This is a genomic window from Pedobacter psychrotolerans, from assembly GCF_004340665.1.
Classification (GTDB): Bacteria; Bacteroidota; Bacteroidia; order Sphingobacteriales; family Sphingobacteriaceae; genus Pedobacter; species Pedobacter psychrotolerans.
This window is the reverse complement of the sequence record NZ_SLWO01000001.1, coordinates 456,258-472,223: the sequence shown is the minus strand read 5'-3', so window position 1 is coordinate 472,223 and position 15,966 is coordinate 456,258. Positions and strand designations below refer to the sequence as shown.

At 36.6% G+C, this 15,966-nt stretch carries 15 protein-coding genes and 5 tRNA genes; 2 read left to right on the top strand and 18 right to left on the bottom strand.

What is annotated here, in order from left to right; genetic code table 11:
• Positions 1 to 13: 13 nt before the first annotated feature.
• The 16 genes from rpoB to rpsU all read right to left on the bottom strand — a co-directional run bounded on the left by rpoB (position 14) and on the right by rpsU (position 10,980).
• The gene (rpoB, locus tag EV200_RS02035; protein ID WP_132529142.1) at positions 14 to 3,817 is read right to left on the bottom strand and encodes a DNA-directed RNA polymerase subunit beta; all 3,804 of its coding nucleotides are present in this window, start codon (positions 3,815 to 3,817) and stop codon (positions 14 to 16) included.
• Between the two features lie 157 nt (positions 3,818 to 3,974).
• Positions 3,975 to 4,352: a 50S ribosomal protein L7/L12 gene (rplL, locus tag EV200_RS02030; RefSeq protein WP_029279312.1), complete on the bottom strand. Its 378-nt coding sequence runs from the start codon at positions 4,350 to 4,352 to the stop codon at positions 3,975 to 3,977.
• 64 nt (positions 4,353 to 4,416) lie between these two features.
• A complete protein-coding gene (gene rplJ, locus EV200_RS02025) occupies positions 4,417 to 4,938 on the bottom strand; it encodes a 50S ribosomal protein L10 (protein ID WP_088302929.1) in 522 nt (173 codons plus the stop codon).
• 2 nt (positions 4,939 to 4,940) lie between these two features.
• The gene (gene rplA, locus EV200_RS02020) at positions 4,941 to 5,639 is read right to left on the bottom strand and encodes a 50S ribosomal protein L1 (protein WP_029283242.1); all 699 of its coding nucleotides are present in this window, start codon (positions 5,637 to 5,639) and stop codon (positions 4,941 to 4,943) included.
• A 20-nt stretch (positions 5,640 to 5,659) separates the two neighbouring features.
• Positions 5,660 to 6,103: a 50S ribosomal protein L11 gene (gene rplK / locus EV200_RS02015; RefSeq protein ID WP_132529141.1), complete on the bottom strand. Its 444-nt coding sequence runs from the start codon at positions 6,101 to 6,103 to the stop codon at positions 5,660 to 5,662.
• Between the two features lie 262 nt (positions 6,104 to 6,365).
• Entirely contained in the window at positions 6,366 to 6,905 is a 540-nt protein-coding gene (gene nusG / locus EV200_RS02010) for a transcription termination/antitermination protein NusG (protein WP_029283241.1), read from the bottom strand.
• Positions 6,906 to 6,914: 9 nt separating this feature from the next.
• Complete coding sequence (gene secE / locus EV200_RS02005) at positions 6,915 to 7,112, bottom strand: preprotein translocase subunit SecE (protein WP_010601092.1); 198 nt, start codon at positions 7,110 to 7,112, stop codon at positions 6,915 to 6,917.
• Between the two features lie 107 nt (positions 7,113 to 7,219).
• Positions 7,220 to 7,290 (bottom strand) — tRNA-Trp (locus EV200_RS02000).
• A 56-nt stretch (positions 7,291 to 7,346) separates the two neighbouring features.
• The gene (tuf, locus tag EV200_RS01995; RefSeq protein WP_132529140.1) at positions 7,347 to 8,534 is read right to left on the bottom strand and encodes an elongation factor Tu; all 1,188 of its coding nucleotides are present in this window, start codon (positions 8,532 to 8,534) and stop codon (positions 7,347 to 7,349) included.
• Between the two features lie 119 nt (positions 8,535 to 8,653).
• Positions 8,654 to 8,725: transfer RNA gene (locus tag EV200_RS01990), tRNA-Thr, on the bottom strand.
• Between the two features lie 77 nt (positions 8,726 to 8,802).
• Positions 8,803 to 8,875 (bottom strand) — tRNA-Gly (locus tag EV200_RS01985).
• Between the two features lie 81 nt (positions 8,876 to 8,956).
• A tRNA-Tyr gene (locus tag EV200_RS01980) sits at positions 8,957 to 9,042 on the bottom strand.
• A gap of 37 nt (positions 9,043 to 9,079) precedes the next feature.
• Positions 9,080 to 9,152 (bottom strand) — tRNA-Thr (locus EV200_RS01975).
• 230 nt (positions 9,153 to 9,382) lie between these two features.
• The gene (hpf, locus tag EV200_RS01970; RefSeq protein ID WP_132529139.1) at positions 9,383 to 9,730 is read right to left on the bottom strand and encodes a ribosome hibernation-promoting factor, HPF/YfiA family; all 348 of its coding nucleotides are present in this window, start codon (positions 9,728 to 9,730) and stop codon (positions 9,383 to 9,385) included.
• A 14-nt stretch (positions 9,731 to 9,744) separates the two neighbouring features.
• On the bottom strand, positions 9,745 to 10,629 hold the full coding sequence (locus EV200_RS01965; protein ID WP_132529138.1) for a tyrosine-type recombinase/integrase: 885 nt from the start codon (positions 10,627 to 10,629) through the stop codon (positions 9,745 to 9,747).
• Positions 10,630 to 10,785: 156 nt separating this feature from the next.
• Positions 10,786 to 10,980 (bottom strand): 30S ribosomal protein S21, encoded by a 195-nt coding sequence (gene rpsU, locus EV200_RS01960; protein ID WP_010601088.1) that lies wholly within the window; start codon positions 10,978 to 10,980, stop codon positions 10,786 to 10,788.
• Between the two features lie 169 nt (positions 10,981 to 11,149).
• On the opposite strand from rpsU, the gene EV200_RS01955 reads away from it, so the two are divergent.
• Positions 11,150 to 11,536, top strand: a complete 387-nt coding sequence (locus EV200_RS01955; RefSeq protein WP_132529137.1) for a hypothetical protein — start codon at positions 11,150 to 11,152, stop codon at positions 11,534 to 11,536.
• Between the two features lie 214 nt (positions 11,537 to 11,750).
• Here the strand turns inward: EV200_RS01955 and EV200_RS01950 are convergent, their stop codons facing one another.
• The gene (locus EV200_RS01950) at positions 11,751 to 12,902 is read right to left on the bottom strand and encodes an acyl-CoA dehydrogenase (protein ID WP_132529136.1); all 1,152 of its coding nucleotides are present in this window, start codon (positions 12,900 to 12,902) and stop codon (positions 11,751 to 11,753) included.
• A gap of 266 nt (positions 12,903 to 13,168) precedes the next feature.
• Positions 13,169 to 14,068 (bottom strand): ComEA family DNA-binding protein, encoded by a 900-nt coding sequence (locus tag EV200_RS01945; RefSeq protein ID WP_132529135.1) that lies wholly within the window; start codon positions 14,066 to 14,068, stop codon positions 13,169 to 13,171.
• A 95-nt stretch (positions 14,069 to 14,163) separates the two neighbouring features.
• Here EV200_RS01945 and EV200_RS01940 point away from each other — a divergent pair, with 95 nt between their 5' ends.
• Positions 14,164 to 15,915: a lysophospholipid acyltransferase family protein gene (locus tag EV200_RS01940; protein WP_132529134.1), complete on the top strand. Its 1,752-nt coding sequence runs from the start codon at positions 14,164 to 14,166 to the stop codon at positions 15,913 to 15,915.
• Positions 15,916 to 15,966 lie beyond the last annotated feature (51 nt).

Below are 15,966 nucleotides of genomic sequence, written 5' to 3'. Positions count from 1 at the left end.
TCTTTCGGCTTAATTAATCTAACGTAATATCTAAACCTAAACCGCGTAACTCATGTACCAATACGTTAAACGATTCTGGTACACCTGGTGTTGGTAGGTTTTCACCTTTAACAATGGCTTCGTAAGTTTTCGCTCTTCCGATCACATCATCCGATTTAACGGTTAATATCTCCTGAAGAATATTAGCAGCACCGAATGCCTCCAATGCCCAAACCTCCATCTCACCAAAACGCTGACCACCAAATTGAGCTTTACCACCCAATGGTTGTTGTGTAATTAATGAGTATGGTCCGATTGAACGGGCGTGCATCTTATCATCAACCATGTGACCTAATTTCAACATGTAGATAATACCTACTGTTGTAGTCTGATCGAAACGCTCACCTGTTAAACCATTGTATAAATAGGTTTTTCCTGAAGCTGGAACACCTGCTTTAGCAATCCACTCTTCAACCTCTTGGTGTGTAGCACCATCAAAAATCGGAGTTGCAAATTTAACACCCAATTCCTGACCAGCCCAAGCCAAAATAGTTTCGTAGATCTGTCCCAAGTTCATACGTGAAGGTACACCCAATGGGTTCAACACGATATCAACCGGAGTACCATCAGCTAAGAAAGGCATATCTTCGTCACGTACAATACGTGCAACAATACCTTTATTACCGTGACGACCTGCCATTTTATCACCTACTTTTAATTTACGTTTTTTAGCTACATAAACTTTTGCCATCTGTACGATTCCTGATGGAAGCTCATCACCTACACTAATCGCAAATTTATCGCGTTTGTAAGCACCAAGTTCCTCATTAACACGGATACCGTAATTGTGAAGCAACATTTTAATCATCTCGTTTTTGTCATCATCAGTAGTCCATTTGTTAGGGCTAATATGAGCAAATTCAAGATCTGCTAAAATTTTCTGTGTAAATTTAGCACCCTTAGCAACTAATAATTCTTTGTAAATATTAAATACACCTTGTGATGTTTTTCCATTTACGATAGTGAATAATTTATCAACTAATTCTGCTTTTAATTTTTCCGTGATTTGGGTATATCCTTTGTCTAATTTCTCAATCGCCGATTTCTCTTCAGCTTTTGTAGTTTTCTTAGCACGGCTGAATAATTTAGTATCAATTACCACACCCTGGATAGAAGGAGGAGTTTTTAAAGACGCATCTTTAACATCACCTGCTTTATCACCAAAGATAGCACGTAGTAATTTCTCTTCCGGCGAAGGATCAGATTCTCCTTTTGGAGTGATCTTACCAATTAAAATATCACCTTCTTTTACATCAGCACCAACACGGATAATACCGTTTTCATCAAGGTCTTTAGTAGCCTCTTCAGAAACGTTCGGGATATCTGGTGTTAATTCCTCTTCTCCACGTTTAGTATCACGTACTTCTAATTCAAACTCTTCAATATGCAATGAAGTGAAAATATCATCACGAACAATACGTTCGTTGATTACAATCGCATCCTCAAAGTTGAAACCTTGCCAAGGCATGAAAGCCACTTTCAAGTTTCTACCTAATGCCAATTCACCGTTTTGAGTTGCATAACCTTCGCAAAGTACTTGTCCTTTAGTAACTTTCTGACCTTTCTTAACAATTGGTTTTAAGTTGATACAAGTATTCTGATTGGTTTTTTTGAACTTAATTAAACGGTAAGTTTTGCTATCCCCTTCAAATGAAACTAAACGATCATCTTCGTTACGCTCATATTTGATAGTAATTTCATTAGCATCTACATACTCTACCACACCGTCACCCTCAGCATTGATCAAAGTTCTCGAGTCACGGGCAACGCGACCTTCTAAACCTGTACCAACAATTGGAGCTTCAGGACGTAACAATGGTACAGCCTGACGTTGCATGTTCGATCCCATCAAAGCCCTGTTCGCATCATCATGTTCTAAGAACGGAATCAATGAAGCAGCAATTGAAGTAATCTGGTTAGGCGCAACATCCATCAAGTCTAATTTCTCAGGCTCAATAATTGGAAAGTCACCCTCGTAACGTGCTTTAACGCGTGGTGTAATAAAGTTACCTTTATCATCATATTCTGCATTAGCCTGAGCAATGGTTTTACCATCTTCATCTTCTGCAGATAAATAAATAACGTCTGAGTCTACAACTACCTTACCATCTTCAACACGTTTGTATGGTGTTTCAATGAAACCTAAATTATTGATTTTTGCATGCACACAAAGTGATGAAATCAAACCAATGTTTGGTCCCTCTGGTGTTTCAATTGTACATAAACGACCGTAGTGAGTATAGTGAACGTCACGAACCTCGAAACCAGCTCTTTCACGTGACAAACCACCTGGGCCTAAAGCTGATAAACGACGTTTGTGTGTAATCTCTGCCAATGGATTCGTTTGATCCATAAACTGAGATAACTGATTGGTACCAAAGAAAGAGTTGATTACTGATGATAACGTACGGGCGTTAATCAAATCAGTTGGTGTAAACACCTCATTATCGCGAATGTTCATACGCTCACGGATTGTTCTGGCCATACGGGCTAAACCAACACCGAACTGTGCGTATAATTGCTCACCTACCGTACGTACACGACGGTTAGACAAGTGATCAATATCATCCACTTCTTCTTTAGAGTTGATCAATTTGATCAGGTATTTTACAATCGCAATAATATCTGCTTTTGTTAATACTTTTACATCATCAGGCGTATTCATTTTCAATTTACGGTTGATGCGGTAACGACCAACATCTCCTAAATCGTAACGTTTATCCGAGAAGAATAAACGGTCAATGATACCACGAGCAGTTTCCTCATCAGGTGGTTCTGCGTTACGCAAAGCACGATAGATGTTTTCAACAGCCTCTTTTTCTGAGTTTGATGTATCTTTTTGTAATGTATTATAAATAATGGTATAATCGGCCTGGCTAGCACCATCTTCTTTAGAAAGAATAATGGTTTTAACACCAGCTTCAATCACCATATCGATATGTTCGTCTTCTAAAACGGTTTCTCTTTCAAGAATCACTTCATTACGGTCGATAGAAACTACCTCACCTGTATCTTCATCTACAAAATCTTCGACCCATTTCTTTAAAACTCTTGCAGCAAGTTTACGACCGATATATTTCTTTAAACCTGATTTACTAACTTTTACTTCGTCAGCAAGATCAAAAAGTTCTAAGATATCCTTATCAGAATCATAACCAATAGCACGTAATAAAGTGGTAACCGGGAATTTTTTCTTACGATCGATATAAGCATACATCACGTTATTAACGTCTGTAGCAAATTCGATCCATGAACCTTTGAAAGGAATAACACGAGCAGAATACAATTTGGTTCCGTTAGTGTGACGGCTTTGGCCGAAGAACACACCAGGAGAACGGTGTAACTGCGAAACGATAACACGTTCTGCACCGTTGATAACAAATGTACCTTTTGGTGTCATATACGGGATAGTACCTAAATACACATCCTGAATAATAGTTTCAAAATCCTCATGTTCAACATCGTTACAAGAAAGCTTTAGCTTTGCTTTTAATGGAACATTGTAGGTTAATCCACGCTCAATACACTCGTGTATATCGTAACGTGGCGGATCAACAAAATAATCAAGAAACTCTAATACGAAGATATTTCTTGAATCTGTTATTGGAAAGTTCTCAGCAAACACTTTAAACAAACCTTCGCTAGAGCGATCGTCTGATGTGGTATCTATCTGGAAAAATTCTCTGAATGATTGCAATTGCACATCCAGAAAATCCGGATAGTCTATAATGTGCTTACTAGTTGCAAAATTTACTCTTTGTTCGACTGTCTTTGCCAATGGACTAAAAGATTTTAGTTTAAGAATAAACTATTTGTATGGTTCGGGTTTGAAACATTCTCATTAACCAAACAAAATGAGGTGTTTATAAACAGGTAAAGACACCGACATTTTCAGTCGGTGTCTAATACATTTTTAGCCTAGCTAAATTAAGTGATTACTTAATTTCAACTACTGCTCCAGCTTCTTCTAATTGTTTTTTAAGAGCTTCTGCTTCGTCTTTAGTAACACCAGCTTTTAATTCTTTTGGTGCTCCGTCAACTAAGTCTTTTGCTTCTTTCAAACCAAGACCAGTTAAGTCTTTAACAAGTTTCACAACTGCTAATTTAGCGCCACCAGCTTCTTTAAGAATTACATCAAAAGATGTTTTTTCTGCAGCAGCAGCAGGTGCATCACCACCAGCAGCAGGACCAGCAACTACAGCAGCAGCTGCAGGCTCGATACCATACTCGTCTTTTAAGATTTGAGCTAATTCGTTAACTTCTTTAACGGTTAAGTTTACTAATTGCTCAGCAAACGATTTTAAATCTGCCATTTTATTAAGATTTTAAATTTTTACGTAAAATAATTTTGTTTTATTTGCGAACTTAAGGTGTTCGTTAACCTTCTCTTTCTTGAAGAGTTTTAACAATTCCTGCAATTTTGCCTCCGCTTGATTTAAGCGCAGATACAACATTTTTCGCTGGTGATTGTAATAATCCAATGATATCGCCAATAAGCTCTTCTCTCGATTTTAAGCTTACTAAGTTATTCAATTGATCATCACCAACGTATACTGATGAATCTATAAATGCTGCTTTAAGCAATGGTTTATCAGATGTTCTTCTCAAAGCTTTAATCAACTTAGCCGGAGCGTTTGCTGTTTTTGAGAATAATAATGATGATGAACCTTTAAGGGCTTCGTATATCTCAGAAGCATCGCCATCTAAACCTTCAATCGCTTTGCGGATTAAAGAGTTTTTAGCAACCTTCATAATGATATCATCTTCGAAACATTTGCGGCGGATGTTATTGATCTGCTCAACAGAAAGGCTAGAAGTATCAGCAATATAGAAATTGCCATACTCTTGCATTTGTCCTTGTAGTTCTAAAACTACTTCGTTTTTTTCTTCTCTGTTCATGATTAGATCCCCGCTACTGATTTAGTTTCAATTGCAATCCCAGGACTCATAGTAGAAGACACGTGAATGCTTTTAAAATAAGTTCCTTTTGCAGCAGAAGGTTTTAATTTTGAAATTACTTGAATAATTTCAAGTGCATTCTCATAAATTTTGTCTGCTGGGAATGATACTTTTCCTATCGAGGCGTGTATGATACCCGTTTTGTCTACTTTAAAATCAATCTTACCTGCTTTAACCTCAGTTACAGCTTTACCAACATCGTTAGTTACTGTACCTGATTTTGGATTAGGCATTAAGTTCCTTGGACCTAAAACACGGCCCAATTTACCTACCTTAGCCATACAAGCTGGTGTAGTGATAATAATGTCTACATCGGTCCAACCACCTTCAATTTTAGCTACATACTCGTCTAAACCTACGAAGTCTGCACCAGCTGCTTTTGCTTCTTCTTCCTTATCAGGAGTTACTAAAGCTAAAACACGTACAGTTTTACCTGTTCCGTGTGGTAAAGTAGCAATCCCACGTACCATTTGATTCGCTTTACGCGGATCAACACCTAAAGATACATCAATATCAACTGATGCATCGAATTTAGTGGTAGTGATTTCTTTTACCAAAGCAGCAGCAGCCTGTAAAGTATAAGCTTTACCAGCTTCTATCTTAGCATGTGCCTTTTTTTGATTTTTAGTTAATTTCGCCACTGTTGTAAACTGTTTTTTAATTAATTGTTCCAGGGTGCGTCACCAGAAACGGTGATTCCCATACTGCGTGCTGTTCCAGCAACCATACTCATTGCAGATTCGATTGTAAATGCATTTAAATCAGGCATTTTATCTTCAGCAATAACTTTAATCTGGTCCCAGGTCACCGACCCAACTTTCTTACGGTTAGGCTCAGCAGAACCACTCTGTAATTTAGTAGCATCTTTTAACTGGATAGCTACCGGAGGGGTTTTGATGATGAATTCGAATGACTTATCAGCATAAACAGTAATTACAACTGGCAATACTTTACCTGCTTTATCTTGGGTACGAGCGTTGTACTGTTTGCAAAACTCCATAATGTTCACCCCTTTAGCACCTAACGCAGGTCCTACTGGTGGCGATGGATTTGCCGCTCCGCCTTTGATCTGTAATTTGATCATTGCACTGACTTCTTTTGCCATTTTGTGTTTTTGTTTATTTAAAACTCAATGTTAAATATTGGAAGCATGTAACATTTAATTCCTCATAGCTCCTATAAAGCTTAAAGGACTGCAAAGATATGGATAATCTTGCAGTCCTGCAATAGATTAGGTAAAATAATTTTAATATAAACATTATATAGTGAAATCAAATTTACTTGTAACAAAAAAGCTTTCCTATTTGAGGAAAGCTTTTGATATCTTCAGATAATCGTAAATCTGAAATCTACGATCGTAGATCTGCTTACTCTTTTTCTACTTGCATATAGTTAAGTTCCAATGGAGTTTTACGTCCAAAAATCTTAACCATTACCTTTAATTTTTTCTTCTCTTCGTTCACTTCTTCAATTACACCAGAGAAACCGTTGAAAGGTCCATCCATAACCTTAATACCTTCACCAACATAATAAGGAACATTCATGGTTTCACCTTGTTCACTCATTTCATCAACCACACCTAAGATGCGATTCACCTCTGCCTGACGCATTGGAATTGGATTACCAGCTTTATCACCTAAGAAACCAATAACACTGTTAATACCCTTAATAATGTGCTCTAACTCTCCATCTAAAGTAGCTTCAATTAAAACATAACCCGGATAAAAGTTACGTTCTTTGGCAATCTTTTTACCATCTTTCATTTGGTAATATTTCTCCATCGGGATTAATACCTGAGGAACCAAATGAGAGAAACCTAAACGGCTGATCTCAGCATCAATGTATTGTTTTACCTTCTTTTCTTTACCGCTAACCGCCCTTACAACGTACCACTTTAGATCGCTCATTAGTAAATATTAATTAGAAAGTGATTTATAAAAAGTATCTAACACAAAAGTAGATCCCTTATCCATTGCAAAAATAACCAATGCAATAATTAGAGAAGCCACTAAAACAAGAATCGCAGAACTTTGAAGTTCTCCCCAGGTAGGCCAAGTAACCTTACTGGTCATTTCATCGTATGATTCTTTTATAAACTCAACTACTTTAGCCATATCAAATTATTGAATGAGTGAATGAGTAAATGAGTGAATGATATTTATCTCAAAGCTTCGCTTCAATCAATCATTCACTCATTCTGATACTCAATCATTATGTTTAGCACGGGAACAAGGATTCGAACCCTGATCAAAGGTTTTGGAGACCTCTATTCTACCGTTGAACTATTCCCGTGTATATAAAAAAGAGCTAGCCTTGACCAGCTCTTTTTATATTATTAAAGCTTAAAATTAAGCTAAGATTTCAGTTACCTGACCAGCACCTACTGTTCTACCACCTTCACGGATAGCGAAACGTAGACCTTTTTCCATTGCGATAGGAGAAATCAATTTCACAGAAATTGTAACGTTATCACCTGGCATTACCATTTCAGTTCCTTCAGCTAGTGAAATTTCACCAGTTACATCTGTAGTACGGAAATAGAATTGAGGACGATATTTGTTAAAGAATGGTGTGTGACGACCACCTTCTGCTTTTGATAATACATAGATTTCAGCTTTGAAATCAGCGTGAGGAGTTACTGAACCTGGTTTACAGATTACCATACCACGACGGATATCAGCTTTCTCAATACCACGTAACAATAAACCTACGTTATCACCAGCTTCACCGTAATCTAAAATTTTACGGAACATTTCAACACCAGTTACTGTAGATTTTAAGTTCTCAGCACCCATACCTAAGATCTCAACTGGATCTCCAGAGTTGATTACACCACGCTCAATACGACCAGTAGCAACAGTACCACGACCAGTAATTGAGAATACATCTTCAACAGGCATTAAGAAAGGAAGTTCAGTTAAACGTGGAGGAATTGGAATGTAGCTATCAACAGCATCCATTAATTCCATGATTTTACTAACCCATTTAGCATCACCATTTAACCCACCTAATGCAGAACCTTGGATTACTGGAATATCATCACCAGGGAAATCGTAGAATGATAATAATTCACGAACTTCCATTTCAACTAATTCTAATAATTCAGGATCATCAACCATATCCACTTTATTCATGAATACAACTAATGAAGGAACACCTACCTGACGAGCCAATAAGATGTGCTCGCGAGTTTGTGGCATTGGACCATCAGTAGCAGCAACAACGATAATTGCACCGTCCATTTGAGCAGCACCAGTAACCATGTTTTTCACATAATCCGCGTGACCTGGACAGTCAACGTGTGCATAGTGACGGTTAGCTGTTGAATACTCAACGTGAGCTGTATTGATTGTAATACCTCTTTCTTTTTCCTCTGGAGCAGAGTCAATTGAATCGAATGAACGTGCCTCAGATAAACCTGCATCAGCCAAAACTTTTGTAATAGCTGCTGTTAAAGTTGTTTTACCGTGATCGACGTGACCGATTGTACCGATGTTTAAGTGCGGTTTACTGCGGTCAAATTTTTCTTTTGCCATTTTATTTATAACTAATTAGTAGGTTAACTTTTTATTATTTTTAATTATTGTTTTTCCAACACAAAAAACCTTGCCTCTTCTGTATCTTTAACAGATTTAACAAAGCTTTATTATACCTGAGCCAACTATGGGAATTGAACCCATGACCTCTTCCTTACCAAGGAAGTGCTCTACCGCTGAGCTAAGTCGGCTATTTAGTTTCCAGTTTTCAGCTGCCAGTTATCAGTAACTGCAAACCGCCAATTGCCAACTACTCAACTTATTTAAGAGCGGAAGACGAGGTTCGAACTCGCGACCTATAGCTTGGAAGGCTATCGCTCTACCAACTGAGCTACTTCCGCTTATTAATTTTAGATTTTTAATTTACGAATTACGATTGAATGTTCCAATCTAAAATCGTCAATCTACAATCTAAAATAAATTGGTGGGGGGAGAAGGATTCGAACCTTCGAAATCTTGCGATAACAGAGTTACAGTCTGTCCCATTTGGCCGCTCTGGAATCCCCCCATCTTTATCTTAAAATGTTGACACCTTAAAATAAAAGAGCCTCCTATCGGAATCGAACCAATGACCTACTGATTACAAGTCAGTTGCTCTACCAGCTGAGCTAAGGAGGCTTTTAAATTTGTGCAATGATACGAAAAATCTTCATTTTTCATACAATTAACGTGTTTTTTTTAAAAGTTTATCTTTTTAAAGAACTATCCTTTTCTGATTGGCTTAACACCGTTTCCGAAAGGGAATGCAAATATACACACTTATATTTCAGTTCAAAATAAATTCGAAAAAAAATAGCGAACTTTTTAAGTTCGCTATCTTCAAATTTGTATTTAAACACAATACCTACTTAGTAATCAGATGCTTTGCTTTCACTTAAAATTGCCTTATGTTCACTTAATTTTGCACGCGTTTTATCTTTATGTTTCGTAATTTGCTTCCTCAACGACTCAATTGCCAAATCGGTAGCCTCTTCAAATGATTTACATTGTTCCTTAGCAAAGAGGGTACCCCCCGGCACAATCAGTTTAATCTCACTAATTTTATTGGCCTCGTCCTCTACATTCTCTAGCTTTAAATACACTTCTCCGCTAATAATCTGATCAAAAAACTGATCCAGCTTGTTCGCCTTCTTCTGAATAAACTCTAACAACTTACTATCTGCACTGAAGTGGATTGATTGAACTCCGATTTTCATTTTTCCTCCTTTTTTTATGCCTTTGGATGGGCTTGTTTATAAATTGTTTTTAATCTTTCGATTGAATTGTGTGTGTAAACCTGGGTAGCTGCTAAACTTGCATGCCCCAAAAGTTCTTTGATGGCGTTTAAATCTGCTCCTGCATTTAACAGAGAAGTGGCGTAACTATGCCGCAGAACGTGTGGACTTCTTTTCTCATTGGTTGATATGTAGTTTAGGTATGAGGTAACAATGCGGTATATTAATTTTGGATATGCCGCAGCACCTGTATTGGTAACGATTAAGTTAAGCAAATTGTTATTAAAGTTTTGTAACTTTTTTTGTTCAACATAAATATTCAATTGATTAATAAGCGGTTTATTTACAGGAATAATTCTTTCCTTATTCCTTTTACCCAAAACTTTTATAGTACCGGCATAAACATCTACATCTGCTTCTTTTAATGAAATTAATTCTGCCAAACGAATCCCCGTACCAAAAAGCAATTCAATAACCAGGTGGTCACGCACAGAAGGAAAACCATCATCAAAATAGTTTTCAGAATCAAGGAGTTGATCCATCTTTTGCGCATCAATAAACACAGGAAGCCGCTTAGGAATTTTTGGTGCCTTAAGTAAACCTGTAGGGTTTTGCACAATTTGCCCCTCTTTCATTAAAAACTTATAAAAGCTTCTTAACGTAGATATCTTTCTATTAATGGTGGTTTCAGACCTTTTTTCTTCCATCAAATTAACCATATAGCTCCGGAGATGGCTATGTTTTACATCAGGAATAGTTAAATTGAATGTGGCAGTAATGTATTCTTCAAACTGAATCAAGTCAGCGAGATAGGACGAAACAGTGTGCTTAGAATAGCGTTTCTCGTGGGTTAAATATCTAATAAAACTATCGATTAACATTCAATATCATTTAGCTGCATTGATATGAAGTTACAAATTGTTTCGATATAAAGAAATGATTAATGAATTGTTTAGCCAAGATTACGAATAAGGGCTATAAACAAAAAAGCCTTTCGATGTAACATCGAAAGGCTTTAATAACTATATCTTGAACAACTATGAAGTTGTGTCTTGATTCATATTCTGAATGTAAACAGCATGTTTAATTTCAGTACGACGAGCAACGGATTTTTTCTCGTATGCTTGGCGACTACGTAGTTCTCTCAATACACCAGTTTTTTCAAACTTTTTCTTGAAACGTTTAAGGGCTTTATCTAATGATTCGCCGTCTTTAATGTTAATAATGATCATAACGCTGAAATACCTCCTCTCGTGGTCTTTTAATTTCCCCTACCTATCGGGGTTGCAAATGTAAGTAATTATTTGATAATGAGGAAAATTTTTAATAAGATTTATTTCTTTTTACCCAATGATTTATTCTCTTGTTTAACTACATTTATTCATACATACATTATATAATATGACAACAAGTAAAAAAGTGATCTCTATCGTTGCGGTTCTACTGGTAATTGTAATTGCAGCCATTTGCTACTACCGCTACTTTTTCGTTTTTGGAGAAGGTGTTAAGGCCGGTGAATTAAATTATGTAGTTAAAAAAGGTTATCTGTTTAAAACTTATGAAGGAAAACTCATTCAGAGTGGTATCCGGTCAAAACAGGCGGGCACGCTTCAAAACAATGAATTTGAGTTTTCAATCGCAAACGAAGAAATTGCAAATCAAATGATGACCAATAGTGGAAAGTTTTATGAACTACACTATAAAGAATATAAAAATACACTCCCGTGGCGAGGTTTTAGTGTTTATGTAGTCGATCGCATCGTATCTTCTAAAGAGATGCCGCAATAGTCTTTAGTCTAAAAACATCACTAGGTAAGGCAGATTATACAAACAAATAAAAATCCGGAGGTAATTAAATCCTCCGGATTACTCATAATATATTTGGTTTGTTGTTTCTGATGCAATCAGATCTGCACTTACCTTTCTTTTAGCTTTATTCTTTCAACTTTTACCTATAGTCTTTCAGCTTTTACCTTTAGTCTTTTAGCTTCAGCCTTTACCTTTAAGATAATATTTCTCTGGCGATTACAATCTTCTGAATTTCTGAAGTACCCTCACCTATCGTACATAGTTTACTGTCACGATAAAATTTCTCTACAGGAAAATCCTTAGTATAACCGTAACCACCAAAAATCTGCACAGCCTCTGTTGCCACTCTTACAGAAACTTCCGAAGCAAAATATTTTGCCATTGCCGATTCCTTTGTCATGGGCAAATGCCTGTTTTTCAAATCTGCTGCCTGACGGATTAATAACTCGGCTGCTTCAATTTCTGTAGCCATATCAGCTAGTTTAAAACTAATGGCTTGAAAACTGGAAATAGGCTGGCCAAATTGCTGACGTTGCTTTGAGTAATCTACTGCCGCATCAAAGGCTCCTTTGGCAATCCCGAGCGCTAATGCCGCAATAGAAATTCTTCCTCCATCTAATACTTTCATAGCCTGTTTAAAGCCCTCCCCTACATTACCCAATAAATTAGCTTTAGGAACCCTGCAATTATCAAAAATCATTTCTGTAGTTTCCGATGCCCGCATACCCAACTTATTTTCTTTTTTTCCGGCAGTAAATCCTGGTGTACCTCGCTCTACCACTATCGCCGAAATTCCTTTAGAACTTCCCTGCTCGCCCGTTCTCACCATCACTACAGCTATATCGCCACTTTTTCCATGGGTAATCCAGTTTTTAGCACCGTTTATAATATAGTCATCTCCATCTTCAACAGCAGTAGTCATCATTCTTAGGGCATCCGAGCCTGTATTCGCTTCTGTTAAACCCCAGGCACCAATCCATTCAGCAGTAGCTAACTTTGGTAACCATTTCTGTTTCTGCTCTTCAGTAGCAAAAGCCATGATATGGCCTGTGCAAAGCGAGTTATGCGCTGCCAGAGATAGACCAATAGAACCACAAACCCTGGCTACCTCTACAATAACATCAACATATTCCTGGTAGCCCAAACCTGAACCACCATATTCTTCAGGAACCAATACGCCCATTAATCCCAGATCGCCAAGCTGTTTAAAAAGCTCAACAGGAAAGTGTTGCGCTTCATCCCATTCCATAATATGTGGACGAATATTCTTCTCTGCAAAATCGCGAACCATCGCCTTTACATTTTGCTGAGTTTCTGTCTCTGAAAAATTAAAGCTTACACTCATTGAGTTTATATTTAAGTTAGTTTCCAGCAATGATAAACAAATATCTGATGGATAAATACCATTAAATATTCGTACAGTTACAGAATGAAATGGTATTTAGTCCAATTAGTTTATTGGTGAATTTTAAACCTTGAAATTAAAAGGGAAAAGTTTTTTCAATTATTTTACAACCCCAGAAGAATAATCCGCTTAAACCTGGATTTAGATAGATAAAAGAAAGATATCCTATTGTTTTTATAGGGTTGTAACTTTCAATATTTTACAACTTAAAAAGATAAGTAAGGTGCGATTTGATCAATTACCTTTTGATTCAGGATTGCAATCTTTTTTAAGTCAGAAATATGAGTATAGTTGCCATGTTGCTTTCTATATTGAATGATGGCATTAATCTGCTTATAAGAAAGGTATGGATTTGCTTTCAAATCGGTAAATACAGCAGTGTTGATATTTATCGATTTCAAAGCAACGGTACTCATTGAAATCTGATCTTTGATTTCATTGTATTTAACAGAATCCAATCCGTAGACTTCCATGAGCTGTTCCTTTTTATGAAAGCCGCCTAATCTTTCACGATATTTCAAAATTCGGGTTGCGAATGCTCCACCTATTCCCTTCACCTCATCTAACTGAGCAGAATCGGCCGTATTAATATCAATAATTTGCAAAGGCTTTTTCAAATAAACCTTTTTTTCATAAACCAAATCTTCATGGGGATAAGCAGTAATATTTTTTTTAATCTGGACATATGGCATGAGCCTCATGTAGCGCGCTGGAGAAATGACATACATTTTCTTTAAATCTTCAGGCTTGTAAAACTTACCACCCTTACCCGTATAATTAACAATTGATTTTGCTTGCTTGAAGGATAAACCTAAACTTTGCCAGCCTTCAATATTTAACGTGTTCGGATCAAATTTGAATAAGTTTTCTGCCCGTTTTGAACTCACTAACCCATTAGCCTCTTCCTCCGAATTAAAGTTCCGGTCATCCGTCAATTTAATTTTCTGAATTTGTACAAGCAGATTAGGAGGATCTTTCTCTATAGGTTTAAAGTATATATATAGGTATGGAACTATTTTAAGAAGGAATAAAATGAAAAGTAAAATGATTAATCCGTTAAACTCGCTTTTACTAAAACCAAAGTATTTATTAAGCCAAATTCTCATAGATAAATGTTATGACATTTTTATTTGAATATAAATCTTATTTTTGGGATTGCAAAACAATCTTGGTTTGCAGATCAACAACCTAAGAATTTTATATGAAAATCATAACTACATCAGAGTTTGCCAAGGCAACTAAGATAGATAAGCTTGGTGTGCCCGGTTTAGCAGGCTTAATGATGGAACTCATGAAACTGAATGATATTAATGATGTTTTCGCTCAAAACCAACATTTTAAAGGACTAGAATTTGTAGATAAAATACTCGAAACTATTGGCGTTGCTATTGAGTTTGATGAAGATGACTTAAACTGCATTCCAAAAACAGGACCATTTATCGCCATCGCCAATCACCCCTATGGCGGTGTAGAAGGACTGGCACTGGTGAAGTTGTTATGTACCGTTCGGCCTGATGCAAAGGTTATGGTAAATTTTATTCTGAAAAAGATTCCTAACCTCGATGAATTCTTTGTTGCAGTTAACCCTTTTGAAAATGTGCAGCATTCATCGAGCATTAGCGGGCTAAAAACAACTTTCGATTTATTGAGAAGTGGTACGCCCATTGGCATTTTTCCTGCCGGCGAAGTTTCAACCTTTAAGTTAGATGCCCAGCAAGTTACCGATAGAATGTGGCATCCGGTAGTTGGAAAACTCATTGCTAAAGCGAAGGTTCCGGTTGTTCCTATATATTTTCATGGCAATAATGGTGTTTTGTTTAACATTCTTAGTTTTATACATCCAACATTAAGAACAGCAAAACTTCCATCCGAATTTTTAAATAAACAAGGATTAACCATTCAGGTTAGAATTGGAAAACCAATTGCGCCAGCTGAAGTATCTCATATGAACAGCAGCAATAAGTTAATGGATTTTCTAAGGGCCCGTACTTATGCGCTGGGCATTGGTTTGGATAAAGAGAAGAAACTTTTTAATCCGCTTAATCTTTTTAAAATCAAAAAGAAACCTGCTGAAATTATCGAAGAAACTTCCAGGGTTTTAATTAAAGCCGAAGTGGAAACACTCGAAGATTTTAAAGTATGGACTGAAAAAAATTATGAAGTTTATATCGTGCCTACCCTTAAAATTCCAAATATTTTAAGGGAGATCGGTCGGTTACGGGAAATTACTTTCCGCGAAGTTGGAGAAGGAACCAACAAAAAAATAGACCTTGATAACTACGATATTTATTATAATCACTTATTTATCTGGGATCGGGATTTAGAAAATATTGTCGGTGCCTATCGAATTGGTAAAGGCGATGAGATTTTAGAAAGTATGGGTCGCCGTGGCTTTTATCTTTCTGAGCTTTTTAAAATAAAGGATCAGTTTTATCCAATGCTGAAACAAGGTATTGAATTGGGCAGATCATGGATTAGAAAAGAATATCAGGGCAAACCCCTTCCCCTATTCTTATTATGGAAAGGAATTTTAAAATACCTGCTTGATAATCCTCAATACCGTTATATGTTCGGTCCTGTAAGCATTAGCAACAATTTTTCTAAGTTTAGTAAAGCATTGATCGTAGATTACATTACCAAAAACCATTTTGATTATGAAATGGCGAAGTATGTAAAACCCCGTAATAAATTTAAGGCAGACCTTCTACCCATTTCTACAGATACTTTGGTGGATAGCAGTGAATCTTTTAAAGATTTAGACAGCATCATCGGTGACATCGAAAATTCACACATTAAGATCCCAGTTTTGCTGAGACAATACATGAATTTAAATGCGAAGATTATTTCCTTTAATATAGATCCCAAATTTTCGGATTGTCTGGATGGGTTTTTAGTGGTAGATACACACAACATCCCGCCCGAGATGATTGAGAAACTTGGTAAGAATTTATAGAAAGTAAAAAACCCAGACATCCATCTGGGTTTTTTATTATCAACTAACCTA

Coding starts and splice junctions, on each gene's coding strand:
- rplL (WP_029279312.1), bottom strand. CDS start 4,352: ATGGCAGATTTAAAATCGTTTGCTGAGCAATTAGTAAACTTAACCGTT.
- rplJ (WP_088302929.1), bottom strand. CDS start 4,938: ATGAACAGAGAAGAAAAAAACGAAGTAGTTTTAGAACTACAAGGACAA.
- rplK (WP_132529141.1), bottom strand. CDS start 6,103: ATGGCAAAAGAAGTCAGTGCAATGATCAAATTACAGATCAAAGGCGGA.
- nusG (WP_029283241.1), bottom strand. CDS start 6,905: ATGAGCGATCTAAAGTGGTACGTTGTAAGGGCGGTTAGCGGTAAAGAA.
- secE (WP_010601092.1), bottom strand. CDS start 7,112: ATGGCTAAAGTAGTTGAGTTTATAAAAGAATCATACGATGAAATGACC.
- tuf (WP_132529140.1), bottom strand. CDS start 8,534: ATGGCAAAAGAAAAATTTGACCGCAGTAAACCGCACTTAAACATCGGT.
- hpf (WP_132529139.1), bottom strand. CDS start 9,730: ATGAAAATCGGAGTTCAATCAATCCACTTCAGTGCAGATAGTAAGTTG.
- EV200_RS01965 (WP_132529138.1), bottom strand. CDS start 10,629: ATGTTAATCGATAGTTTTATTAGATATTTAACCCACGAGAAACGCTAT.
- rpsU (WP_010601088.1), bottom strand. CDS start 10,980: ATGATCATTATTAACATTAAAGACGGCGAATCATTAGATAAAGCCCTT.
- EV200_RS01955 (WP_132529137.1), top strand. CDS start 11,150: ATGACAACAAGTAAAAAAGTGATCTCTATCGTTGCGGTTCTACTGGTA.
- EV200_RS01950 (WP_132529136.1), bottom strand. CDS start 12,902: ATGAGTGTAAGCTTTAATTTTTCAGAGACAGAAACTCAGCAAAATGTA.
- EV200_RS01945 (WP_132529135.1), bottom strand. CDS start 14,068: ATGAGAATTTGGCTTAATAAATACTTTGGTTTTAGTAAAAGCGAGTTT.
- EV200_RS01940 (WP_132529134.1), top strand. CDS start 14,164: ATGAAAATCATAACTACATCAGAGTTTGCCAAGGCAACTAAGATAGAT.